This is a genomic window from Paenibacillus rhizosphaerae, assembly GCF_014192015.1.
GTDB lineage: Bacteria > Bacillota > Bacilli > Paenibacillales > Paenibacillaceae > Paenibacillus_AQ > Paenibacillus_AQ rhizosphaerae.
Genome location: NZ_JACHXJ010000002.1, coordinates 236,378 through 261,599 on the forward strand (window position 1 = coordinate 236,378; position 25,222 = coordinate 261,599).

At 57.1% G+C, this 25,222-nt stretch carries 19 protein-coding genes; all 19 read left to right on the plus strand.

Annotated features, from left to right (window positions below; genetic code table 11):
- Positions 1-79: 79 nt before the first annotated feature.
- The 19 genes from addB to era all read left to right on the plus strand — a co-directional run bounded on the left by addB (position 80) and on the right by era (position 25,202).
- Entirely contained in the window at positions 80-3,610 is a 3,531-nt protein-coding gene (addB, locus tag FHS19_RS09540; RefSeq protein ID WP_183581680.1) for a helicase-exonuclease AddAB subunit AddB, read from the plus strand.
- The gene (gene addA, locus FHS19_RS09545) at positions 3,591-7,664 is read left to right on the plus strand and encodes a helicase-exonuclease AddAB subunit AddA (RefSeq protein WP_183581681.1); all 4,074 of its coding nucleotides are present in this window, start codon (positions 3,591-3,593) and stop codon (positions 7,662-7,664) included. The genes addB and addA overlap by 20 nt, the downstream gene beginning before the upstream one ends.
- A gap of 280 nt (positions 7,665-7,944) precedes the next feature.
- Complete coding sequence (locus FHS19_RS09550) at positions 7,945-9,117, plus strand: exonuclease SbcCD subunit D (RefSeq protein WP_183581682.1); 1,173 nt, start codon at positions 7,945-7,947, stop codon at positions 9,115-9,117.
- Position 9,118: 1 nt separating this feature from the next.
- Positions 9,119-12,571 carry an SbcC/MukB-like Walker B domain-containing protein gene (locus FHS19_RS09555; protein ID WP_183581683.1) on the plus strand — a complete coding sequence of 1,151 codons (3,453 nt, stop codon included), beginning with the start codon at positions 9,119-9,121 and terminating at the stop codon, positions 12,569-12,571.
- A 100-nt stretch (positions 12,572-12,671) separates the two neighbouring features.
- Complete coding sequence (locus tag FHS19_RS09560) at positions 12,672-13,226, plus strand: RodZ family helix-turn-helix domain-containing protein (RefSeq protein WP_183583014.1); 555 nt, start codon at positions 12,672-12,674, stop codon at positions 13,224-13,226.
- A gap of 183 nt (positions 13,227-13,409) precedes the next feature.
- A complete protein-coding gene (locus FHS19_RS09565; RefSeq protein WP_183581684.1) occupies positions 13,410-13,769 on the plus strand; it encodes a histidine triad nucleotide-binding protein in 360 nt (119 codons plus the stop codon).
- Between the two features lie 138 nt (positions 13,770-13,907).
- Positions 13,908-14,081: a 30S ribosomal protein S21 gene (gene rpsU, locus FHS19_RS09570; protein WP_005547957.1), complete on the plus strand. Its 174-nt coding sequence runs from the start codon at positions 13,908-13,910 to the stop codon at positions 14,079-14,081.
- A gap of 16 nt (positions 14,082-14,097) precedes the next feature.
- Positions 14,098-14,541 (plus strand): GatB/YqeY domain-containing protein, encoded by a 444-nt coding sequence (locus FHS19_RS09575; RefSeq protein WP_076169799.1) that lies wholly within the window; start codon positions 14,098-14,100, stop codon positions 14,539-14,541.
- Positions 14,542-14,700: 159 nt separating this feature from the next.
- Entirely contained in the window at positions 14,701-16,029 is a 1,329-nt protein-coding gene (locus tag FHS19_RS09580) for an NfeD family protein (protein WP_183582871.1), read from the plus strand.
- A gap of 96 nt (positions 16,030-16,125) precedes the next feature.
- Positions 16,126-17,133 (plus strand): flotillin-like protein FloA, encoded by a 1,008-nt coding sequence (gene floA / locus FHS19_RS09585; RefSeq protein WP_183581685.1) that lies wholly within the window; start codon positions 16,126-16,128, stop codon positions 17,131-17,133.
- A 13-nt stretch (positions 17,134-17,146) separates the two neighbouring features.
- Positions 17,147-17,770: a YqfB family membrane protein gene (locus tag FHS19_RS09590; protein ID WP_183581686.1), complete on the plus strand. Its 624-nt coding sequence runs from the start codon at positions 17,147-17,149 to the stop codon at positions 17,768-17,770.
- 338 nt (positions 17,771-18,108) lie between these two features.
- Complete coding sequence (gene yqfC, locus FHS19_RS09595) at positions 18,109-18,402, plus strand: sporulation protein YqfC (protein ID WP_076169802.1); 294 nt, start codon at positions 18,109-18,111, stop codon at positions 18,400-18,402.
- Positions 18,399-19,595 (plus strand): sporulation protein YqfD, encoded by a 1,197-nt coding sequence (gene yqfD / locus FHS19_RS09600; protein ID WP_183581687.1) that lies wholly within the window; start codon positions 18,399-18,401, stop codon positions 19,593-19,595. The genes yqfC and yqfD overlap by 4 nt, the downstream gene beginning before the upstream one ends.
- A gap of 60 nt (positions 19,596-19,655) precedes the next feature.
- Positions 19,656-20,573: a PhoH family protein gene (locus FHS19_RS09605; RefSeq protein WP_373558043.1), complete on the plus strand. Its 918-nt coding sequence runs from the start codon at positions 19,656-19,658 to the stop codon at positions 20,571-20,573.
- Between the two features lie 14 nt (positions 20,574-20,587).
- Positions 20,588-22,843 (plus strand): HD family phosphohydrolase, encoded by a 2,256-nt coding sequence (locus FHS19_RS09610; RefSeq protein ID WP_183581689.1) that lies wholly within the window; start codon positions 20,588-20,590, stop codon positions 22,841-22,843.
- Positions 22,844-22,846: 3 nt separating this feature from the next.
- On the plus strand, positions 22,847-23,344 hold the full coding sequence (gene ybeY, locus FHS19_RS09615) for an rRNA maturation RNase YbeY (RefSeq protein ID WP_183581690.1): 498 nt from the start codon (positions 22,847-22,849) through the stop codon (positions 23,342-23,344).
- Positions 23,344-23,709, plus strand: coding sequence for a diacylglycerol kinase family protein (locus FHS19_RS09620; RefSeq protein WP_183581691.1), 366 nt, complete (start codon positions 23,344-23,346; stop codon positions 23,707-23,709). The genes ybeY and FHS19_RS09620 overlap by 1 nt, the downstream gene beginning before the upstream one ends.
- A 31-nt stretch (positions 23,710-23,740) precedes the next feature.
- The gene (locus FHS19_RS09625; protein WP_183581692.1) at positions 23,741-24,157 is read left to right on the plus strand and encodes a cytidine deaminase; all 417 of its coding nucleotides are present in this window, start codon (positions 23,741-23,743) and stop codon (positions 24,155-24,157) included.
- Positions 24,158-24,302: 145 nt separating this feature from the next.
- Positions 24,303-25,202, plus strand: coding sequence for a GTPase Era (gene era, locus FHS19_RS09630; RefSeq protein WP_183581693.1), 900 nt, complete (start codon positions 24,303-24,305; stop codon positions 25,200-25,202).
- Positions 25,203-25,222 lie beyond the last annotated feature (20 nt).

Here is a 25,222-nt window from a genome sequence, read left to right on the forward strand (position 1 = left end):
CATACGTTCTTTTGAAAAAAGGTTATGTTATACTTATATTTAATAGTTTTCGAGGTTTACATATGAAGGAGGCAACACCATGTCGGTTCATTTTCTGATCGGACGATCCGGTAGCGGCAAGACGACGGCGATCCTAAGCGAAATCACGTCCCGGCTGCAAACAGAGCCTAAGGGCAGCCCGTTGATCCTGCTCGTTCCCGAGCAGGGCTCATTCCAGGCGGAGCACAGCCTGGTATCATCAGGTGCTGTCAAAGGCAGCGTCCGTGCGCAGGTTCTCAGCTTCCGGCGCCTGGCTTACCGGGTGATGCAGGAGACCGGCGGTTCAGCGAGAGTCGGCATCACCGAAGAAGGTAAAAAAATGCTGCTGTACAAAATCATTCAGCGCCGCAAGGAGGAGCTGAAGCTGTTCGGTGCCTCCGGTGACCAGCTGGGTTTTATAGGCAAGCTGAACGAGCTGTATACCGAGCTCAAGCGGTACTGCGTGGATTCCGCCGTGCTGGAAGAGCATTTGACCCAGCTGACGGAGCAGAAGGCGGCCGCCCCGATCCTGCGCTATAAGCTGGAGGATTTATGGACGGTGTATCGCGACTTTGAACAGGAAATATCACCGCTTTATATAGATGATGAAGATATGCTCGTTACTTTAGCCGAGGGGATCCGCCGCTCGTCTTATGTCAAAGGTGCGGACGTATGGATCGACGGCTTCCACGGGATGACTCCGCAGGAATACGGGGTGATCCGCGAGCTGATGGCCCATGCGTCATCGGTCACGATTGCGCTCACGCTGGACAAGCCGTACCACGGCAGCATGCAGCCGCATGAGCTGGATCTGTTTCATCCGACCGCCACGACTTATATCAAGCTGAGAGGAATGGCCGAGGAGCTGGGCATCGAAACGAAGGATTCAATCCTGCCGGCATCGGACCTGCCCAAATTTCGCCTCAGCCCGAGGTTGGCTCATTTGGAGCGCGGTTATGACCGGAGGATTCCCTGGAAGGGACAGGAGAGAGATCAGGTTCAGATAACCGAAGGAATTTCCCTCTATGCGGCCGAGAACCGGCGCACCGAAGTGGAAGGGGCATTGAGGGAGATGCTGCGCCTGGCCAGGGAGGAAGGGGCGAGGTACCGCGAAATGGCCGTGTTCGTCCGTAATTTGGGCGATTACGAGCACTTGGTGGAGCCACTGTTCCGGGACTACGGCATTCCGTTCTTCCTCGACCAGAAGCGAAGCGAGCTGCACCATCCGCTGGTGGAGTTTATTCGTTCCGCACTGGATGTCGTGCGCCGGAACTGGCGGCATGAGGACGTATTCCGCTGCATCAAGAGCGACCTGCTGCTTCCGCTGGACGGGTCGCTGGGGCGGGAGGATATGGACGTACTCGAGAACTACGCTCTCGCCTGCGGAATCCAGGGATACCGCTGGACGGACGGCCGCCCATGGAAGGCCGTTCCGAGCCTGTCCCTGGAAGAAAACGGCTACGACCGGCGCAGATCCGGCGAACAGCTTCTCAGCTTGATGGAGCATTGTCGGAGGGTGGTCAGCGAGCCGCTGCGGGCGTTCGGCAAGCGGGTGAAGAAGGCGGGCAGCGCCGAGGAACTCAGTACAGCGGTTTTCCGTCTGCTGGAGGAAGCCGACATTCCCGAGAAGCTGGACCTGTGGAGCCGTGAAGCGCTGGAGTCCGGCCGTCCCGAGGCGGCGAGGGAACACCGCCAGCTGTGGGACGCGGTCCTGGAGCTGCTGGATCAAATTGTGGAAATGATGGGTGCGGAGAAAATGGCCATCGAGCTGTTTGCCGGCATTCTGGAAACGGGGCTGAGCGAACTGAAGCTGGGCCTGGTTCCGCCTGCGCTCGATCAGGTGCTGGTCGGAAATATGGACCGGACGCGGACGGGTGGCGTGAAGTACGCCTTTCTGCTCGGCGTCAACGACGGGGTCATCCCGGCTGTGTTTCAGGATGACGGGGTGCTGACCGAACAGGAGCGCTCCCTGCTGTCGCAAACCGGGATGGAGCTGGCGCCGGGCATCTCGCGCAAACTGCTCGACGAACGGTTCCTGATATACAACGCCCTGACCTCGGCCAGCCGCCATGTGTGGGTCAGCTATCCGGCTGCAGACGATGAAGGTAAGGAGCTGCTGCCGTCCGAAGTGGTGCGGCATGTCCGCAAAATGTTTCCCGGTCTGCCGGTCCGCCGCCTGTCGGCGCAGCCATCGGCAGAGCAGAGGGAAGAAGAGCTGCTTGCGTATTTGTCCCACCCGCGCCAGAGCCTCAGCCATTTGATCATTCAGCTGCGCAAATGGAAGCAGGGCGCGGAAATTCCGCAGCTGTGGTGGGATGTGTATAACTGGTATATCCGGGAACGGGAATGGAAGGAGCCGCTGGATATGCTGCTGCGGTCGCTGTTTTACCGCAACGATACCCGCCAGCTGGAGCCGCAGACCAGCCGCAGGCTGTACGGTGCCACAATCCGGACGAGCGTATCCCGGATGGAGCGGTTCGTGGCCTGCCCGTTTTCGCACTTCGCTTCACATGGGCTGAAGCTGCGCGAACGGCAGCTGTACCGCCTTCAGGCGCCGGATATCGGCCAGCTGTTCCACGCGGCGCTCACCCAAATGGCGCTGCGGCTGCAGGAGCAGAAGCGGAGCTGGGGAAGCCTGACCGCCGAAGAGTGCCGGCGCGAAGCGGAGACGACCGTGGAGCGCCTCGCTCCGATGCTGCAAGGAGAAATTTTGATGAGCAGCAAGCGCTACGGCTACATTTCACGCAAGCTCAAAAATATCGTAAGCCGAGCCTCCGTCATCCTGGGAGAACAGGCACGGCGGGGAAGCTTTGAGCCGATCGGCCTGGAACTCGATTTTGGACCGGGTAAGCCGCTGCCTCCGCTGACCTTCTCCCTCGAGAACGGAACGGTGATGGAGGTCATCGGGCGAATCGACCGGGTGGATATGGCCCAAGGCGAAAACGGACTTCTGCTGCGCGTGATCGATTACAAGTCCGGACAGAAGGACCTGCGGCTTCATGAGGTGTATTACGGCTTGTCCCTGCAGATGCTGACCTACCTGGACGTGCTGTTAACCTATGCGGAGCACTGGCTGGGCAGCAAGGCGCTTCCTGCTGGAACGCTGTATTTTCATGTGCATGATCCGATCCTGCAGTCGAGCAACGGGCTGACGATGGACCAGGCGGCGGAAGAGCTGCTCAAACGGTTTAAAATGAAGGGGCTGCTGCTGGCCGACCGCGACGTTATATCCAAGATGGACGCATCCCTGGACAAAGGTCATTCTTCCATCCTCCCGGTCGCCGTCAAGTCGGATGGAAGCTTCTACAGCTCCGCATCGGTCGCTACGCCGGATCAGTGGGACACGCTGCTGTCTTCCGTCAGGGACAACATCACCCGGATCGGAACGAGAATCACTAAAGGGGACGTGGACATCGAGCCTTACCGCATCCAGCAGGAGACGGCATGCACGTTCTGTCCGTTCAAGCCGGTGTGCCAGTTCGACGAAAATGTCGAGGGCAACCATTATCATTTGCTTGGCAAGCCGAATAAATCACAGGTATGGGAAATGATGTCCAGCCGCCAAGGAGGAGATGCGCATGATCGAAATTGAAAAGCCGGCAGGGAGTATGTGGAGCGACGATCAATGGAAGGCGATTTCGCTTCACGGCGATCACATTCTGGTCGCGGCGGCGGCAGGCTCGGGGAAAACGGCCGTTCTGGTGGAAAGGATCATCCGGAAAATATTGAATGAGGAGCAGGGCTTCAGCGTGGACCGGCTGCTTGTCGCCACGTTCACTAAGGCGGCTGCGGCCGAGATGCGTGAGCGCATCCGAGATGCGCTGGACCGGCAGCTGGAGAAGGATCCGGAGAATACTCACCTCCGGCGGCAGCTGTCCCTGCTCGGCCGGGCTTCCATCACGACGCTTCACTCCTTCTGCCTTGAAGTGATCCGCAGGTATTATCAGATGATCCCGATCGATCCGGGATTCCGGATCCTGAACGAGAACGAAGCCGAGCTGATGCGCCAGGAGATCCTGGAGGAGCTGTTCGAGGAGAAATACGGGGAGCAGCCGGAGGACAGTGATTTTATCGCGCTGGTGGATTGGTTTAGCGGTGAGCGGACGGACGATGCCGTCTACCATTTGGTGCAGAGGCTCTACGATTTCTCACGAAGCCATTCCTGGCCGGATCAGTGGCTGCGGGATATGGCCGAGTCCTTTTTGCTGCCGGATACGGCAAGTCTGGGCGAAAGCCAGTGGGTCAAGAGCATCCTTCAGGATGCGCGGCTGGCGCTTGCCGGGGCCGAAGGACTGCTGGATCAGGCACGGCGCCTGACGCTGCTGCCCGGAGGTCCGGGACCCTATCTGGATAATCTCAACGCGGATCTGGAAGTGGTCCAGTCGCTTCGGGATGCGCTGGACAACCGCCCGTGGGACGAGCTGTTCGAACGCTTTCAAACGGTATCGTTCAGCAAGCTGAAGAGCTGCCGCAAGGAGGAGACCGACCCGGCACTGCAGGAAAGGGTCAAGGAGCTGCGGGAAGCGGTCAAGAAGACGGTGCAGGATCTGAAGGGGGCGCTGTTCGGCCGGCCGGCCGACGCCTTTCTCGCCGAGCTGCATCGTGCGGCTCCGCTGATGAAAGAGCTGTCCGAGATCGTCATCGAGTTCGGTGACCACTATCTTCACGAGAAGCAGAGGAGAAACGCGGTCGATTTCAGCGATCTGGAGCATTACTGCCTGCAAATTCTGCGCCACCCGGATTCGGTGCCGGGTCAGCCTCTTCCTTCGGACGCGGCCGTGGAATATCAGGAACAGTTCGACGAAGTGCTGCTGGACGAGTATCAGGATACCAACAGTGTGCAGGAAGATATCGTCAAGCTGATTTCGCGCGAGCTGCCGGGCAACCGGTTCATGGTCGGCGACGTCAAGCAGAGCATCTACCGCTTCCGCCTGGCGGAGCCGAGCCTGTTCCTGGACAAATACCGCAGGTATGCTTCCGCTGAGGGCGGCGGCATCCGCATCGACCTGGCCCGTAATTTCCGCAGCCGGCTGGAAGTGGTACACGCAGTGAACATGGTGTTTCGCCAGCTGATGAATGAGACGGTGGCGGAGATCAGCTACGATGAGCGGGCGGAGCTCATTTACGGAGCTTCTTATCCGGCCGCCCAGGCCGAAGGGATGTCGGGCTCGTCCCCGTACGCGCCGGAGCTGGTGCTGATCGACAAGGCCAGAAGCGGGGAGGCGTTCGAGGAAGAGCCTCAGGACGGCGGCGAAGGCGGAGGCCTGATCCAGGAGAGCGAGGCCGCCGAAATGGAGACGGCCCAGCTTGAAGCCAGGGCGATTGCCAAAAAAATACGCGCGCTCATGGGAGACACGTCGCTTAGGCCGATGAAAGTGTTCGACAAGGAAACCAAGTCGATGCGGCCCGTCCGTTACGGCGATATGGTCATCCTGCTCCGGTCCGCCTATATTTGGGGACCGCTGATTATGGAGGAGCTGCGCCAGCTCGGCATCCCGGCCGACGGAGAGCAGAATCAGGGATATTTCCAGGCGACTGAAGTGGAAATTATGCTGTCCCTGCTCCAGATTATCGATAACCCCCGGCAGGATATCCCGCTTGCAGGCGTGCTGCGCTCGCCGATCGTCGGCCTGACCGAGGAAGATCTGGCCCAAGTACGGTTATGCGGGAAGGGGACGTTCTATGAGGCCGTCATGGCGGCTGCAGGAGGGACGGCTCCCGCGTCTGCGGAGCTTGAGGATTCGATCTCGATCCCGGACGAAGAGGGAACGCTCCCTGCCTATGCCGAGAGTGCCGCGGCGCTGGAGTGGGCGGAACGAACGGACGCAGCGGACGAGGAATTCACCCTTTCTCCGGAGCTGCAGCGGAAGCTGGCAGGGTTCCTGGTTTCGCTGGAACGCTGGCGGAATATTGCCCGTCAAGGCAGCTTGGGAGATCTGATCTGGCTGCTATACCGGGAAACGGGATATTTGGATTGGGTAGGCGGCCTCCCCGGAGGAATGCAGCGGCAGGACAATCTGAAGGCGCTGCACGACCGGGCGGTCCAGTTTGAACAGACGACGTCTTCCCGCGGACTGTTCCGCTTTTTGACGTTTATTTCCAGGCTGCGTGACAACGGATCGGACCTGGGCGGACCGGGCACGGCCGAGAGCCGGGACAATGCGGTCCGGATTATGACGATCCACAAAAGCAAGGGCCTTGAATTTCCGGTCGTGTTTTTGGCGGGCATGTCCAAAATGTTCAACCAGCAGGATTTGAACGCATCGTTCCTGATGCATAAGGAGCTTGGCTTCGGACCGAAATTTGTGGATACCGAGAAGAGGGTCAGCTATCCGACGCTCCCGAACCTGGCCATACGCCGCCGATCCCAGCTGGAGCTGCTGGCCGAGGAAATGCGGGTGCTTTACGTCGGCCTGACCCGGCCGAAAGAAAAGATGATCTTGGTCGGAACGGTCAAGGATCTGGAGAAAAAGGTGTCCTCCTGGGCTCAGGTGCAGAGCCGGCCGGAGCTGATGCTCCCCGATTATGTCCTGGCCCGGGGCAGAAGCTACCTGGACTGGGTCGGGCCTGCGCTGATCCGCCACCCGGCGGCCGCCAAGCTGCGCGAGCTCGGCGGTTTGGAAGGCGAGACGGCCCCTGCGCTGGAGAACGATCCGGCGGATTGGCGCATTTCGATCCTCTCCACGGAGGATCTCTCGCTGGCGGCCCTTGGGGGCTGGGAGGAAGCGGAAGAATCGACGCCGGAGCGCCGGCGCAAGCTGCACTCGCTTCTTCGCAGAGAGACGGTAAACCCGGGCAGCGATGATCCGGATGATGGTTCTTTCCTGTCACCTGATCAAATCTCCGGCCGGCTGACCTGGCAATATCCGCATGCCGCCGCCAGCCGGCTCTCGGCCAAAACGTCCGTGACCGAAATGAAAAGGCTGCTTACCCTGCAGGACGGGCCGACCCTGGACTGGGTCGAGGAGACCCGGGTCCGGCGGGAGCACAGCTTGCCTGCCTCCCAGCAGACGGGAACGCTCGCCCTGCGCCGGCCCAAATTTATGGAGCAGAGCCGGATGAGTCCTACGGAGCGGGGAACGGTGTACCATACCGTCATGCAGCACATCCCACTGGATGCCGGAATGGTAGATTTGCAGGTTGTGGAAGCGACGCTGCAGCGGCTTGTCGATCTGGCGATCCTTACAAGCTCGCAGGCGGAGATCGTGGAGCCGGAGCAAATCGCCTCCTTTTTTGACAGCGACATCGGCAAGAGGCTGCAGTCGGCGGAGTGGGTGTCGAGGGAAATGCCTTTCAGCTACGGTCTTCCGGCTCATGAGGCGCACCAAGCGCTGCTTGCGACTGAGCGCTTTAACGAGGGGAACATCATACCGATGAAGGCATCGGATGCAGGGACCCGGGCTTCGGACGAAGTGGTGCTCATTCAGGGGATCGTCGACTGCCTGTTCCGTCATGACGGTATATATGTCATCGTCGACTATAAAACCGACCGGGTGCTGGAACACCGCGGTGGGATAGCCGCTCTGGCGGAGAGCTACCGGTTCCAGCTGGAGCTATACGCCCGCGCGCTGGAAGATATTTTAGGTGAAGCGATCCAGGAGAAATGGCTGTATTTTGTGGATGCCAAGCAGTCCGTACTGCTGTAGTGGAGGATTGAAAGATCTTATTTTGAGTGAATATATCTGATTGTTTTTCAAAATGGTAGTTTTTTTGAATGGATCGTTTTTTAGACTCGATATTTTAATAGAATCGATAGTTTAATAGAATCGATAGTTTAATAGAATTCGATTGTATTCTTAGACGCGATTGGGTTTAGGAATCAATCGTTGGTTGAGTGTTTTCATTTTTTAAGTGTGACCCATACACGGCATAAATCCGTCGGGGTTCACGGCTTGCGCGAGAGCAAGCTCAGGAAGGAGAAGCAGTATGCGCATACTTCATACGGGTGACTGGCACTTTGGACGGACGCTCGAGGGCCGGAGCCGGATGAAAGAGCAGGAGGAATTTGTTGAGGAACTGGTCCGGATCGTACATGATCAGAAAGTTGATCTGGTCATGATGGCCGGGGATGTCTATGATTCGGTCAATCCGCCCGCAGCAGCGGAGCAGCTGTTCTACGAGGCGGCGGCACGGCTGACGGATGGAGGAACACCGCTCGTGGTGATTGCGGGCAACCATGACCAGCCTGAGCGGGTTTCATCGGTGACGCCGCTGGTCGCCCGTCAGGGAATTACGCTGGTCGGACTTCCCGTGGCCGAAGCCGTTACGGTACAAGCGGCCCGTACCGGGGAGATCGCCAAGATTGCGGCGCTCCCTTATCCGTCCGAGGCACGCTTGAATGAACTGCTCGCCGCCGAAGGCGACGAAGAGGAGCTCCGCCGGGCATACAGCGCTCGCGTAGGCATGCTGATGCGGAAATTGGCGTCAAACTTTACGCCGCAGACCGTCAATTTGGCCATGAGCCACATTTACGTGCTTGGCGGCGTGGAAAGCGACTCGGAACGGCCGATACAAGTCGGAGGCGCGTATACGGTGGACCCATCGGCGCTTACGGTCGGGGCGCAGTATACGGCGCTTGGCCACCTGCATCGGCCGCAGGCGGTCAAGGGGGAGGGGATGATCCGCTACAGCGGCTCCCCGCTCGCCTACAGCTTTTCCGAAGCCGGTCAAGCGAAATCCGTGGCCATTATCGATGTGGCTCCGGGACGGCTGCCTGTGATGGAAGAGGTTTATTTGTCCTGCGGACGGCCGTTGATCCGGTGGAAAGCAAAGGGCGGACTGGAGGAAGTTCATCGCTGGCTGGATGAAGGCAGGGATGCGAACGGTTTTATCGATTTGGAGATTTCGCTGACCGAAGCGATGTCTCTTGGGGATATTCACAGGCTGCGCAAAAGTCACGAAGGGTTCGTACATATCCGTCCCGTGTATCCCGAGATGGAGCAGGTCGAGGTGGAATACAGCCGGTCGAGCCTGCCGGTGCCGGAGCTGTTCCGGAAGTTCTACCAGCGCCAGACCGGAGGAGCCGAGCCGGATGACGCGCTCGTCGAATTGTTCCTTGCGCTTACTTCGGAAGACACAGAGGTAAAGGAGGAAGCGTAACATGAAGCCGATCACACTGAAGTTATCGGGCCTGCAGAGCTATCGCGAGATGCAGCAGATCGATTTTGACGAGCTGTGCCAGATGGGGCTGTTCGGTATTTTTGGACCGACGGGCAGCGGCAAATCGACGCTTCTGGACGCGATGACCCTGGCTCTGTACGGCAAAGTTGAACGTGCGGTAAACGGCACGCAGGGCATCATGAACCACTCGGAAGATGCACTGTACGTCTCCTTTACCTTTGAACTCAGTTCTGCGGACGGACCGAAGCGGTACAGAGTGGAGCGCCGTTTTAAAAGAATCAACGAGCTGTCGGTCAGCAATACGGTGAGCCGGTTTATCGAAGTCACCGCGGAAGGCGAAACGGTCATGGCGGACAAGCTGGCTGAAGTCACCCGCTGCGTGGAAGACAAAATCGGGCTGAAAATGGAAGACTTCACCCGGGCCGTGGTCCTTCCCCAGGGGAAGTTCGCCGAGTTTCTGTCGCTGAAGGGCAGTGAACGCAGGCAGATGCTGCAGCGCCTGTTTCATTTGGAGAAATACGGCGATCTGCTTGCTCAGAAGCTCAGCCGACGGGTGAAGGAAAACGACGCAGGACTGAAGGAAGTGGAGGCGGAGCAGCAAGGTCTCGGCAGCGCAGGGTCAGAAGCGGTGGAAGAAGCGAAGAACAGGCTCAAGGAAGCTGCCTTGGAGGCGGAGGCCTCCCGCCTGAAGCTGCGGCAAATGACCGAGGAGGCCGAGAAGGCCGGTAAATTCAGGGAGCTGCAGCTGGATAAAGAGCGGCGCGAACAGGAGCTTCATCGGCTGTCCGCCGAAGAAGAATCGATTGTCCGGCTTGAGCGGCGGCTGGGACAGTCCGCCGCGGCCCGGGCGATTATGCCTTTGTATACGCAGTGGACGGACATCAAAGAGGAATGGGACAAGCGCACTCAGGAGGCACAGCAGCTTCAGACGAAGGCGGAGGCCGCGGATGCGGCGGCACGTGAGGCCGCTGCCGCTGACGATGCGTCGCACCGGGAGCTTGCCGCGGAGGAACCAAAGCTGCTGCAGCGCCAGGAACAGCTGGAGCAGGCGGTACTGCTGCAGCGGGAGCGGGACGAGCTGAAGACTGTGCTGCAGCAGTTGGCTGAACAGCGATCAAAGACGGCCCGTGAAAGCAAGGAACGGACTGAAGCGCTGGCCAAAGAGCAGGAGCTGCTCTCCAAAGGGCTCAAGAGGCAGTCCGAGCTGCAGGAAGGCCTGAAGGGGCTGGAAGTGAAGGCGAAGGACCGCGAGCGGCTGCATAAGGCGATGCGGCATGTTCAGGAGCTGGGAGCCAGCGAGCGGCGGCTGCGAAGCGCTGAGGCCGAATATACCGAGCAGGGTCAGAAGCAGAGCCGGGCCGAAGCGCTGCTGAAGCAGGCCGCGCTGGAGCGGGAGCAGCATCAGCAGGAGCTGAAGCAGTTTGCGCTGACGGTTTCGGCCCATGTGGAGCAGGTTCTGGGCCATGACAGCCGGATGGAGGCGGCTTTGTCCCGCCTCGACCAAGAAGAGGCGCTGATCCGTTCTTCCTCCAAAGAGCGGGAGCTCCACGCGCTTTCGCTGGCGCTGGCCTCTGAGCTGCGCCCGGGAGAGCCGTGTCCGGTATGCGGCTCATCCCATCATCCGGCACCGGTATCCCCGGATCACGGGGCGCCAGGTGCGGATGAGAGCCTGCTGGAACTGCTGCGGCTTCTCCGCCAGCAGCTGCAGGAACTGCGGCTGAGCGGGCGCCAGCTTGTACATGAGGCGCGGAGCTTGCTGGAGCCATACGAACCGCAGGACCAAGTGCGGGTAGAGGTTCCGTCCGCGGCCGGGTCTGGCCCGCTGGGAGGCGCCGGCGAAGCGGCCGCCGCCCTCGAGCTGGTTTCGGATTCGGAGCAAACGGAGCCATTTTCCAAATCCGCGTGGGAATCCCGGATCCGGAAAATGGAGGCGGACGCCGAAGCGTTGGCATCCTCCACGAGACAGCTTCAGCGTGAGCATGCCGCGCTGAAGGAGCGGGGGGAAGCGCTGAGCGCCCTGCAGGTGAAGCGGACAGCTGAAATCGAGTCGCTACGGGAAACGTACGCCAAGCTGGGCGAACGATTTGAAACGGAGAAGCAGGAATACCTGAGGCTTCAGGAGGAATGGCGCCGGGAGCTTCCGGACCTTCAGCCGGAGCAGGCGGACCGCCTGTCCGCGGAAATCCAGCAGAAGGATGCGCAGGCCGAGGAGATCCGCGAGCGGCTGCAGATCAGCATCCCTTTTATCGAGGAGAAAACGGCCTCGGTCCAATTGCTTGAGCGGCAGATCAACGATCTCGACAAGTCGCTCATTCAATGGGATGCTCAGCTTCAGGGTAAGCAGGATTTGCTGGCCGAGAAAGAGCGTCGCCTTCAGGCCTGGATCGGCAGTGAGTCCGCCGACCGCCTGCTGGATGGCTGCAAGCAGCGCCTGCTCTCCCTTCGCGAAGCCGCGGCGCGCTCCAAAGAGAAGCGCCAGGCAGCCGAGCAGCATAAGCATGAAGCAGCCAAAGCGGCAGCGATGGCAGCCCAGGCGGCGGAATCAGCGGAGGAGCACTGCCGCAAGGCTCAGGCCCGCTGGGACGAGCAGCTGGCGGCTTCGCCGTTCGCCACATCGCAGGAAGTGGCTGACGCCTGCATGCCGCCTGACGAAGAAGTGCACAGCGCGGAGCGGGTCCGGCTGCACCGCGAACGGGAGCAGGAGATCAAGGTGCAGCTCCGCCATTTGGCGGAGCAGCTGGACGGCCGCGGCGTAACCGAAGAAGAGTGGCAGCGGATTTCCGCGGAGCTGGCTGCCTGCCGGGAGCGCGATGAGACGGCGCTCCAGCAGCGGGCAAGGGCGGAGCGGGACCTGGACGACGTGGAGAAGCGTCATGTCCGCTGGTCACAGCTGGAGCTGATCCGCAAACAGCGGCAGCAGGAAGCCGAGAAGCTCTCCAAGCTGCAGTCCTGTCTCCGGGGCAATGCCTTTGTCGAATACATCGCCGAGGAGCAGCTGATGCAGGTCAGCCAGGCCGCCTCGCAGCGTCTGCGCTTCTTGACCAAGCAGCGCTATGCGCTGGAGGTCGATTCCGGGGGAGGCTTCCTGATTCGGGATGACGCCAACGGCGGGGTGCGCCGTCCGGTGTCCACCCTGTCCGGAGGCGAGACCTTCCTGACCTCCCTGTCCCTTGCGCTGGCCCTGTCGGCCCAAATTCAGCTCCGGGGCCAATATCCATTGCAGTTTTTCTTCCTCGACGAAGGATTTGGGACGCTCGATCCCGAGCTGCTCGATACGGTAATCACTTCTCTGGAGAAGCTGCATAACGATCATTTGTCGGTCGGAATCATCAGCCATGTGCCCGAGCTGCGGGCCCGCCTTCCGCGCAAGCTGATCGTGGTGCCTGCCGAGCAGGCCGGGGGCGGCTCCCGGATCGTTCCTGAAACGCTTTAGGCCATCATCCATATTTTTTTGAAAAAGACAGTAGCCATTCGCCCAGCCTTGAATACGATGTTCATGTAAATCTTCTGAAATTGGGAGGCTGTGAAGGGCAATGGAAAAGTTTGAGGCCATAGAGTTATGCAAAAAACATATGTACCGCTATGTCCGCGCGACAATGGCGGACGGAAGCGTACACGACGGATTTGTGGAAAGTGTTGATGAGGAGAAGCTGTATCTGGCGGTACCGGTAGGTCATGAAAACGTGTCGCCCGCAAATGTGTCACCGAATGCGAACGCAGCACCGACGTATGTGTCGCCTGCAAGCATGTCACCGAACGCGAACATGGCTCCGACGTATGTGTCTCCTGCAAACGTGTCACCGAACGCGAACATGGCTCCGATGTATGTATCTCCTGCTAATGTGTCACCAAACGTGGCTCCGGCTCATGTAGCTCCGGCCAACGTGGCGCCAGCGGTCATGCCGGTCCATCATGGCTGCTTCCACCCTTGCGGAGGTTTCCCGGGATATGACTACCGTGCATTTTTCCCAGGGTTCTATCCTCCGTTTGGATACGGCTTTGGGTACCCGTTCTACGGACGCCGCTTTAACCGATTGATTCTGCCTCTGGCCGGATTGACGGCGCTGTCGCTGCTGCCGTTTTTTTAACACTGATGTAACGCGCACGAACCTGAAAAGGGATATCGGGAGAACCGGTGTCCCTTTTCTTTTGGATTCGGCGTCTAAGCGACTATTTCTTAACCGGATAGAGTGAGGACATTGGACGGGTGTTTTTATATCCGGTATGATAAGAAAAGAAAATCTCTTAGATATTAAGGAGGCAACAATCCAATGGATTGCCTGTTTTGCAAAATCGTTGAAGGGAGCATCCCTTCCCAGAAGGTTTTTGAAAATGATAAAATTCTGGTATTTCGTGACATTCAGCCGGCCGCGCCGGTGCACGTGCTAATTATCCCCAAAAAGCATATCGCCTCAATGAATGAGGTTCAGGAGGAGGATCTCCCGCTGATCGCCGAAATGCATCAGGTGGCCCAGCAGGTCGCCAAGGATCTGGGCGTCCATGAAACGGGATACCGGCTTATCAACAATTGCGGACCGGATAGCGGACAAGCGGTCCATCATATCCACTATCACCTGCTCGGAGGGGCCAAACTGGGCGCCCTGACCGGAATTTCCGACTCTCACGCATAAGCTTGTACCCCGGCAAATCCGGCCTTTGGTGAAAAAATAGGCCCTGAGGTTGACACCCTATTTCTCTTTCACCTATAATTAAGTTTGATGAACCGTGTTATTGCTCTTGGACGGTCTGGTCGGAGGGAGGGAAAACTGGTGTCTGAAACTAAAGTTCGCAAAAACGAGACTATTGATGCTGCACTTCGCCGCTTTAAGCGCTCCATCGCTAAGGATGGCGTATTGGCTGAGGTGAAGAAACGTAAGCATTATGAAAAGCCAAGCGTAAAGCGCAAGAAAAAGTCCGAGGCTGCTCGTAAGAGAAAGTTTTAGGAGGATTTGAACTAGCATGAATCTTAGCGAACGATTGAACGAAGATATGAAGCAGGCGATGAAGAGTAAAGACAAGTTCAAACTCTCCACGATTCGAATGGTTCGTTCGACGATCAAGAATCTTGAAATAGATTTGAAAAGAACTTTGGATGACAACGAAGTGCTTGATATCCTCAGTCGTGAAATCAAACAGCGCAAAGATGCCCTCCAAGAATTTCAAAAAGCAGACCGCGAGGATCTTGCGGAACATGCCAAAGCAGAAATCGAGATTATCGGTCAGTATCTTCCCGCACAGCTTTCCGAAGAAGAAATTAAAGTTATTGTACAGCAGACCATCCAGGAAACCGGTGCTTCTTCGAAAGCCGACATGGGGAAAGTGATGAGCGCGCTCATGCCGAAGGTAAAGGGACGCTCAGACGGCAAACTTGTGAACCAAGTGGTTCAACAATTTCTGCAATAAACATAAGTGAAACACCCCTGAATTCAGGGGTGTTTTTTCATTTCTGAAACGATTCCCTTCTATGATGCGTAATAACTACCATATGATGGACATTATAACGGGAATGTGGAAAGGAGGGGTAAGGTGTATTTGGCCAAACAAGGGCTTAAGCCCGTTGTGATGATGCTGATGCTCATTTTCTTGGTTGCCGGCAGCTGGCTTCCTGGCCCTGTATCCGCTGAAACCGGAGAGAAGAGCGGCCCAAAGAGCGGCCCGGTCTATATCATACCGGTGGACCAGGAAATCGAAACGGGACTTGAAAAATTCATGCGCCGCGGCTTTAACGAAGCGGCCAAGATGAATGCCGGGCTCGTTGTGCTCGAGATCAACACCCCGGGCGGGCTCGTCGATACCGCCGACAGAATCGGGCAGATGATCCGCGACAGCAGCATCGATACGCTTGCTTACATTCAAGGCAATGCCGCTTCGGCCGGCAGCTATATCGCGCTGAATGCCGATAAAATCGTCATGAAGCCCGGCAGCATGATCGGCGCCGCCGCCATGGTGGACCGTACGGGAAAGCGCGTAGATGACGCCAAGCTGGTTGCGTACTGGAAATCGAAAATGAGCGCAGCGGCCGAGTCCAGCGGACGGGACAGCAAAATCGCCGAGGGAATGGCGGATATCAACATGGTCGTCGACATGCCAGCGATCGGGGAGAAGAAGGAGAAAGGCGATATCATCGCCCTGTCGAGCGAACAGGCTTTGAAGGTCGGATATGCCGATCATATCGCTTCAACGCCTGAGGAGGCGATTCAATGGATGGGATACTCGACGGATGACATTTTCCGGGTCGAGCATACCGGCGCGGAGAAGGTGGCAGCCTTTTTGACTCATCCAGCCGTGATGATCATTTTGCTGTTCCTGGGGATTGCCGGTGTGGTCATCGAGCTGATGATTCCTGGCTTTGGCGTTCCGGGGATCGTGGGCGTGGTGGCCTTCGTACTGTATTTCTTCGGTAACTATGTGGCGGGTTTCGCAGGATCCGAGACGTGGCTGCTCTTTATTATCGGGCTCATTCTCATGATTCTAGAAATGTTTGTTCCGAGCTTCGGCATCCTCGGTATTTTGGGTGCTGTCAGCCTGGTCGCTGGCGTTGTCCGTGCAGCTTACGATACCACACACGCCTTGTTCTCGCTCGGGATCGCATTTGCGGCAGCCGTCGTGGTCGTGGTGATCGTCGCGATTATATTTAAGGAGAAGGGCGTCTGGAACCGATTTATCCTGAAAGAATCGCTGACTAAGGAGCAGGGCTTCGTGCCGACCGATGCGAAGGAGGATTTGCTTGGAAAATCGGGCGTTAGCGTGACGCCGCTTCGTCCGGCCGGGACCGTGAATGTGGAAGGCGAGCGGATCGACGTCGTAACGGACGGAGAGTTTGTCGCGGCGGGCACACCAGTCAAGGTCGTTCGTGTGGAAGGTGCGAGAATTGTCGTCAAGCCGGAATAGTGCTGGCTTTTTGGCGAGATTCGTGTAACATGTTGTAAAGAACCTGGAAAGAATGTCACATGAAACCAATTGATTACCTGGAGGTTGATAGGCAGTATGGATGGAACTTCTCTTATCACGGTATTACTGATTGCGGTTGTCATCATTATTGTGCTCAGCGTATTTTTCAGCTTTTTCCCGGTCATGCTCTGGATCTCGGCGCTGGCGTCCGGCGTCCGGATCGGGATTATTACGCTGGTGGCTATGAGACTGCGGCGCGTCACGCCGAGCCGGATCGTCAATCCGCTCATCAAGGCGACGAAGGCCGGTCTTGGCCTCAACATCAATCAGCTGGAAAGCCACTATTTGGCCGGAGGTAACGTGGACCGGGTGGTTAACGCCCTCATTGCGGCCCAGCGCGCCAACATTCCGCTCGAATTTACGCGTGCCGCCGCCATCGACCTGGCCGGCCGCGACGTGCTGCAGGCCGTTCAGATGAGCGTCAACCCGAGAGTCATTGAAACTCCGGTCGTAGCCGCCGTTGCGAAGAACGGGATTGAAGTGAAGGTTAAGGCCCGGGTAACAGTCCGTGCCAATATCGACCGACTCGTCGGGGGTGCGGGTGAAGAAACAATTATTGCCCGCGTAGGCGAAGGGATCGTAACGACCGTCGGCTCCAGTGACATGCACAAGGACGTGCTGGAGAACCCCGACTCCATTTCCCGTACCGTATTGGCCAAAGGGCTGGATGCGGGAACCGCTTTTGAAATTCTGTCGATCGATATCGCCGACGTGGATGTAGGCAAGAACATCGGAGCTTACCTGCAGACCGAGCAGGCCGAAGCCGATAAGCGGATCGCCCAGGCGAAAGCCGAGGAACGCCGTGCGATGGCGGTAGCTCAAGAACAGGAAATGAAGGCTCGCGTCGTCGAGATGAGAGCGCGGGTTGTGGAATCTGAATCCGAAGTGCCGCTCGCCATGGCGGAATCCCTTCGCTCAGGCAAGCTGGGCGTCATGGATTACATGAACCTGAAGAACATTGAAGCCGATACCCAAATGCGCGGTTCGCTGGGCAAAATGGGGGATAGCGGAGACGGCGGCGGCAGTCCGAAAAATAACAAGTAGGGAATGAGCATCCATGTGGATCATTGAACACTTTTACTGGATCCTGATCATTGGATTTGCGGTCATCTCTGCGCTGAGCAAAAGAGGAAATAAATCGAAGCAGAGGCAGCAGCCCCGGGGCATGCCCACGTTCGGGGGAGAAGGCCGCCCGTATCAACAACGGGACGATGCGGACGATTACGACGAGGACGAGGATGAGGGATACGATGAGGATCGGCCGGAGCCGGCATACGGCTCCCGGCCACAGCCGCAGGAACCTGCCGGCAGAAGGAGCTCCCCGTTCGGATCGTATGATTCGTCGGCCCCGGAAACACCCGCATATTCCCAAGACTACCGTCCGGCTCCGGACTATGATACAGGCGAAGGAGTATCCTCGATGTGGGCGGAGGAGAAGCCGTCCCCGACAGAGGATACGCTGGCGGATCGAACCCGTACAATGCAGCGGGAGATCAACAGGGTGAACGCTTCTCTGGACAAAATATCGACGAAAATGGATATGGCGGCGGCTGACAGCACGTCTGATCGTGAGGAAGCTGCCCCGGTGTCCCCTTTGGCCGAGCAGGCCAGACAAGGGATCATCTGGGCCGAAATTCTGGGCCCGCCCCGCTCCAAACGTCCGTTAAATCCACGGAAATAACGATAATCTAGCAGGGAGGCCTCTTTCGGCCCGGGAAGATCCGCGTATCTTTCCGGGCAGCGGAAGAGGCCTTTTTTACATATAAAGAAAAACTAGGCTGTAAAGGTCCTTGCTTTATAACAATAACTCGGGCAAGACTGCCGCAAAAATTGGTCTGGCTTTCGCCGACTATACATGTTGACCGCACAGCCTGTCTGCTGTGACCATACGCCGAGAGGCGTTTTTCTTTTGTGCTGCGCAAGGCGTGTGATCTTAAGGCCTGATCTCCCCTGAAAAGCTTCATAAACCGGGCTTTACGCGCATAAGGTGTAGAGTACAGGAAGGGGGAAGACCTTCGTATGGCCGGGATCAGCCGCAGGCTGCGGAAGTGGACGAACGAAATGCTGGATGTTCCGCAGGACGTTTTGTTCGATCTGCCGCGCATCACTATGGTGGGAAACAAAGAACTCTATATCGAAAATCATCGGGGCGTCCGGCATTTTTCACCCGATAAAATGGTCCTTTCCCTGTCCCAGGGACTGCTCGAGATCGAAGGCTCCGGGCTTATGATCCGGTCGATTCTGCCGGAAGAAGTGATGATCGAAGGATCGGTAACGAACATTAAATATACAGGAACGGAGGAGAGTCCATGAAGATCCCGACGTTAACCCGGGTTCGCGGCTGCGTGCTGATTGCTGTCCGGGGGGAGCATGTGGAGTATTTCATCAATGCATTGGCGGAGAACGGTGTACCGGTATGGGACATCGAGCCCAAAAACGGAAATTTGGCAGAGATGAAGGTGCTGCTGAGGGATTTTCATGCTCTTCGTCCCTTGTTGAAACGGACAGGCTGCCGGGTGCATGTACAGGGCCGGATAGGCCTGCCTTTTACGCTGGTCAAGCTGTATAAGCGCAAGTTTTTTATGGTGGGCATCGTACTGTTTTTTGTTCTGCTCTTCCTGCTGTCATCGATGGTGTGGAACGTCAGGGTAACCGGCAACGAAAAAATCGCGACCGAAGACGTGCTCGAAGCAGCGAAGAAGGAGGGGGTCCGCCCGTTCAAGTGGATTTTCCGCTTAGATTCGCCGGACAAGCTGTCGCGTGAGCTGAGCATCCGGCTTCCGGGCACGTCCTGGATCGGGGTGGAGCGCAAAGGCACCACCATCACGATCCAGATCGTGGAGGCGGCCGAACCGCCGAAGCAGCCGCTGACCGACCCGCGCCATCTGATCAGCCGGACGGACGCCGTGGTGACGAGCATTTACGCGGAGCAGGGCCGCCCGCTCGTCGAGAAGAACTCCCGCGTGAAAAAAGGACAGGTGCTCATATCGGGCATCCTTGGCGTTGAAGGCGGGAACACCCAGGTTGTCGTCGCCAAAGGGGAGGTCAAAGGGCTGGTTTGGCACGAATACAGCCTTGAGGTTCCGCTGGTCCAGAAGCATAAAGTGTATACCGGGGAAAGAAAGACCAAGTCTTATTTTGTGATCGGTGACCGCGCGGTGCAGCTGTGGGGCTACGGAAAGGATCCGTATCAGGCTTCCGAAACGCTGACGGAGCATGATCCTCTAACCTGGCGCTCCTTGAGGCTCCCTGTCGGATGGATGACGGAGAAAGTCATGGAAGTGCGGGAAAGCCAGGAAACGCTGACCGTCGAAGAGGCCAAGAAACAGGGATTGGACGGAGCGGTACGGGATATTTTGGCGAAATATGGGACCGATTCGCAGATCATCAGCCAAAAAATTTTGCATGAGAAGAAAGAGAATGGTAAAGTTTATATGAAAGTGCTTTTCGAAGTGGAAGAGAAGATTGCCGAAGAGCTTCCCATAGTTCACAACCAAGGAGAATGAGGCTATTTGTCAGAAAAAAATCACAGCGCACAAATCTTACTTCAAAGTGCAAGCGAAGGGATGTCCATTTTCGGACCGCAGGACACCTTTCTGAAAATGATCGAAGCGGAAATTCCCGCCCAGATCGTGTCGAGGGAAGCGGAAATTACCGTCCGCGGCAGCGACCGCGACGTGCAGGTGCTGACCGAGCTGTTCGAGGTGCTTCTCCAGCTGGTCCGCAACGGTTACATTCTGACCGAACGCGACGTTTCCTATGCGATCGACTTGGCGAAGGACTTCCGCGCGGATCAGCTGCTCGACCTGTTCAAGGGTGAGATTACCACCACGTTCCGGGGCAAACCGATCCGCGTCAAGACGATCGGCCAGAAGCATTACGTCACCACCATCCGCAAACGTGACGTTGTATTCGGTATCGGGCCTGCGGGAACAGGCAAGACCTATTTGGCAGTCGTTTTGGCGGTGGCGGCCTTGAAGGAGGGCTCCGTCAAACGGATCGTGCTGACGCGTCCGGCTGTCGAAGCGGGGGAAAGCCTCGGCTTTCTGCCGGGGGACCTTCAGGAGAAGGTTGACCCGTATTTGCGTCCGCTATACGATGCGCTCTATGACGTCATGGGACCCGAACAGACCGCAAAGTCGCTGGAACGGGGATTGATTGAGATCGCTCCGCTCGCCTATATGCGGGGACGGACGCTGGATGATTCTTTTATCATATTGGACGAGGCCCAGAACACGACACCTGAACAAATGAAAATGTTTCTTACCCGTCTTGGGTTCGGCTCGAAAATGGTCATCACGGGCGACGTGACCCAGATTGACCTGCCGAGAGGCAAGAAGTCCGGGCTGGTTGAAGCGAAGTCGATCTTGAGCGGCATTGAAGAGATCGGGTTTGTGCAGTTCGCCGAGCAGGATGTCGTGCGTCACTCCCTAGTGCAGAAAATCATTGTTGCTTACGACAAAGCTGCAGAAAACCAAGATTAGAGGGGATTATCTTTATGACTTCGAAAGAAGCGTCATCAGGCAAATCTTTCTCAACTAAAAATATCGGATGGAAACATAGCGCGGCAACCCGCTATGTTCTCTTTTTATGTCTGGCCATTCTGTTCTACGTGAGCCTGGCGCCGGATTTGCTTCCGGAAAAATACAACATTCAGGTCGGCACGCACAGCGAGAAGGAAATTACGGCGCCGATGCAGATTCCAAACAACAAAGCGACCCTCAAGGCGCAGGAGGAAGCTGCCGAACGCGTGCAGCCGATTTATACGATCGTTCCCATCCGGAACGATAGCCTGATCGCCTCGCTGCTCGACCGCATCGACAAGCTCAATCAGGACGACCAGGTTTCCCGCGAGGACAAGGTGGCGATTTACCGTCAGGAGATTCCCCAGCGCGCCCAGGATTTTGTGCAGAACTACGTCAATAATACGCGGAGTTCGGGCACCTATTCCGACGCGCTGCTGAATGAAATGCTGAAGGTGACCAGCCAGCAGGTCTATAAAATTCCGGAAGAGACCTTCATCAAAATTCCGCGTCTGACCTCTGCCGATATCACCGAGATGAAGCCGGTGGCGCGTGAAATCGTATCGCGGCTGACCAACGACCAGATCGTGGACGCCCAGACCGCGAGGGCCAAGGTGGCCGAGCTCGTCAGTACGAGTTCTCTGAGCCAGCGCACCGCTCGCGAAGTGGTGCAGGAGCTGTCGAAGATCGCCATTACGGCCAACAAGTTCTATGATGAAGAGGCCACGAAAGAAGCCAAGGTGCAAGCCAGGGAGAATACTCCTACGGTATACATCAAGCAGGGCGGCGTGCTTGTCGCCAAGGGCGAGCTGATCACGGAAGAGCTGTACAACCTGCTGGACGATAACGGCCTCCTTAAAAATGACGTCAACTATTGGCCGCAGTTTGGGCTGCTGCTTTTGTCCCTCCTGCTGGCATTAGGACTTATGATGTTTATCCGCCAGGTTAACGGGGGCAGGTTTGGGTATAACAATTCCCAGCTGCTGATGCTTGTTCTAATTTTTATTATTACGATCGTTTCCATGCATGTCGCCGGCATTTTGCAGAGCAGCGAGCGGCCCTATCTCGGCTATTTAGCGCCGGTGGCCATTGGCTCGATGCTGGTTACGCTGCTGCTGGACATGTCGCTCGCGTTTTTCTGCGCCATGGTCTTCAGTATTCTGTCCAGCGTCATTCTGAATGTGCACCAGGGACAAATGTTTGATTTTAAGTTCGGCTTGTTCTCACTGATCGTCTCCTACGTGTCTATTTTTACAATCCATAAGGCAAGCCAGCGGTCGACCCTGCTGAAGGGCGGGATCATGGTTTGCTTGTTCGGCTCGTTGACCGTATTTTTGATTAACCTGATCGACAACGACGACTGGCAGCAAATGTACACGCTGTACGCTCTGGGGTTTGCCTTTGCGGGGGGACTGCTGACCGCGATTCTGGTCATCGGCCTGATGCCGTTTTTTGAGGTCACGTTCGGCATTCTGTCGGCCCTGAAGCTGGTGGAGCTGTCGAACCCGAATCACCCGCTGCTGCGCAAGCTGCTTACCGAAACGCCAGGGACGTACCATCACAGCGTCATGGTCGGCAATTTGTCGGAGGCGGCGGCCGAAGCTATCGGCGCCAACGGGCTGCTGTGCCGTGTCGGATCGTATTACCATGATATTGGGAAGACGAAACGGCCAAGCTATTTTATAGAAAACCAGAACAATATGGAGAACCCCCACGACTCGATCGATCCGAAGCTGAGCAAGTCGATCATTATCGCGCATGCGAGGGACGGGGTTGAAATGCTCAAGGATTACAAGCTGCCGAAGCCGATTCGCGATATCGCCGAGCAGCACCACGGCACGACCTTCCTGCATTTCTTCTACCACAAGGCGCTTCGCCTGGCGGAGGAGCAGGGCAAGGAACCGGATTTCACGGAAGAGGATTTCCGTTACCCGGGGCCGAAGGCCCAGTCCAAAGAGTCGGCCGTCATCGGTATCGCGGACAGCGTCGAGGCTGCCGTACGGTCCCTCCGCAATCCAACCGTCACCCAGGTGGAATCGGTGATCGAGAAAATCATCAAGAGCCGGCTGGACGACCATCAGTTTAATGAGTGCGATCTGACCATGAAGGAATTGGACATTATCGCAAAGACGCTGAAAGAAAGCGTCATGGGGATTTTCCACTCCCGGATCGAGTATCCGGAAGAAATCAAAAAGACGAAGATGGATGAAGAGAATAGAAGGAGCGGTTGATAGATGGGTCTGCATCTGGCTTGGAACAATGAACAAAATGAGCATCCGGTCAGCGATGAGCTGATCGCCACGCTGGAGGTCATCCTGCAGAAGGCAGGGGAAGCGGAAGGGGTGGAGGACGGCGAAGTGGCGCTCACATTCGTCGACGATAAGCAGATTCATGAGCTGAACCTCGAGTACCGCGGCATCGACCGCCCGACGGACGTCTTGTCCTTCGCGATGAATGAGAGCCTGGACGAGGAGCTGGACATCGTGTATGAGCTGGAAGAGGACGAGGAGCTGCAGGATATGCCGGAGATGCTCGGCGACATTATTATCTCCCTCGACCGGGCCAAGGCGCAAAGCGAAGAATACGGGCACTCCGTGGAGCGTGAAATCGGCTTCCTGTTCGTCCACGGATTTCTGCACCTGCTCGGCTACGATCATCAGGATGCGGCAAGCGAAGCCGAGATGATGGGCAAGCAGGAGGCTGTTCTGGCCCAGGTGGGGTTGACCCGGTAATGGCCAAGCGCTCCTTCCTTGCTTCATTCGGTTATGCCGCGGAAGGAATCGGGTATGCTTTGAAGACCCAGCGCAACATGCGGTTTCATGCCGCGGCGGCGGTTGTGGTCATTGCCGCTGCCGCCCTGCTGCAGCTGACGTGGCAGAGGTGGCTGTTCCTGCTCATCGCGATCACGATGGTGATGGCTGCAGAACTGCTGAACACCGCCGTCGAGGTCGTGGTGGATATGGTATCGCCGGAGGCACATCCTATGGCCAAGGCGGCGAAAGATACCGCAGCCGGCGCAGTGCTGCTGACGGCCATCTTTGCCGTCGTCGTCGCCATCATCGTGTTCTATGAGCCTGTCGCAGCTTGGCTGGGATGACAACATTAGAAGTTACAGGAGGAATAATATAGTGGACACAGCTCAATTAATGCAAGAAGCGATCAAGGCACGGACCAAGGCGTACACCCCGTATTCCCATTTCGGCGTGGGAGCGGCCCTGCTGGACGCCGAGGGTCATATCCATCACGGCTGCAACGTGGAGAACGCGGCGTACGGGCCGACCAACTGTGCGGAACGAACCGCCCTGTTCCGCGCGATAGCAGACGGTCATCAGCCCGGCAGCTTCCAGGCGATCGCCGTTGTGGGAGATACCGAAGGCCCGATCTCGCCATGCGGTGTGTGCCGCCAGGTTCTGTTGGAGCTGTGCGCTCCCGACATGAAAGTCATCATGGGCAATTTGAAGGGGGACATCCAGGAAACCACGGTGAGGGATCTGCTGCCGGGAGCGTTTGGACCGTCCGACCTGAAGCGCAGTGCCAGCGAATAAGCTGTACGAGTTATTGAATACACATATGAACCTGGGGCCCCATCTTCGGCAGCCGGTGAGCATCGATGCTTCACCGCGGTACGAAGAATGCGGGCCCTGATGGTCTTCCTGCTGAAGGAAGCATTATAGGAGGGTAATGACTTACATGGCGAAACCGTCATTCAAATCAGGCTTTGTGGCCATTATAGGCAGACCGAACGTGGGGAAATCGACGCTGATGAATCAAGTCATCGGCCAGAAAATCGCCATTATGTCGGACAAGCCGCAGACGACACGCAACAAAATTCATGGCGTATATACAACGGATCACTCCCAAATCGTGTTTTTGGATACGCCGGGTATTCACAAGCGCCAGTCCAAACTTGGCGACTTCATGAACCAGACCGCGCTGAATACACTGCAGGAGGTCGAGGCCGTCCTGTTTCTGGCCGATACATCCGAAGGATTCGGCGGCGGGGACCGCTTTATCATCGAGCAGCTGAAGAAGGTGAAGACGCCGGTCATTCTCGTGCTCAACAAGATTGACAAAATTGAGCCGCCGGCGCTGCTTCCGATTATCGAGGAATACCGCAAACTGCATGATTTCGCCGAGATCGTGCCGATTTCGGCCATGCTGGGCAATAACGTGAACACCCTGCTCGAGCAGGTGGAGAAGTATTTGCCCGAAGGGCCGCAATACTATCCCGAAGATCAGGTTACGGACCATCCGGAGCAGTTCGTCTGCGCGGAGCTGATCCGCGAGAAAATTTTGCATATGACCCGCGAAGAAGTTCCACATTCCATCGCGGTCGCGATCGAAGATATGCGCGTGCAGGACAACGGCGTCGTGTATATTTCGGCGGTGATCTTCGTGGAGCGGGACTCACAAAAGGGCATCATTATTGGCAAGCAGGGCTCGCTGCTGAAGGAAGTCGGCAAGCAGGCGCGGCAGGATATCCAAAACCTGCTCGGCTCGAAAATATTTCTCGAGCTGTGGGTGAAAGTGAAAAAAGACTGGCGCAACCAAGAGCGGATTCTTCGTGATCTGGGCTTTAACCGCGACTAGTACGCATCCGATTCCCGGTG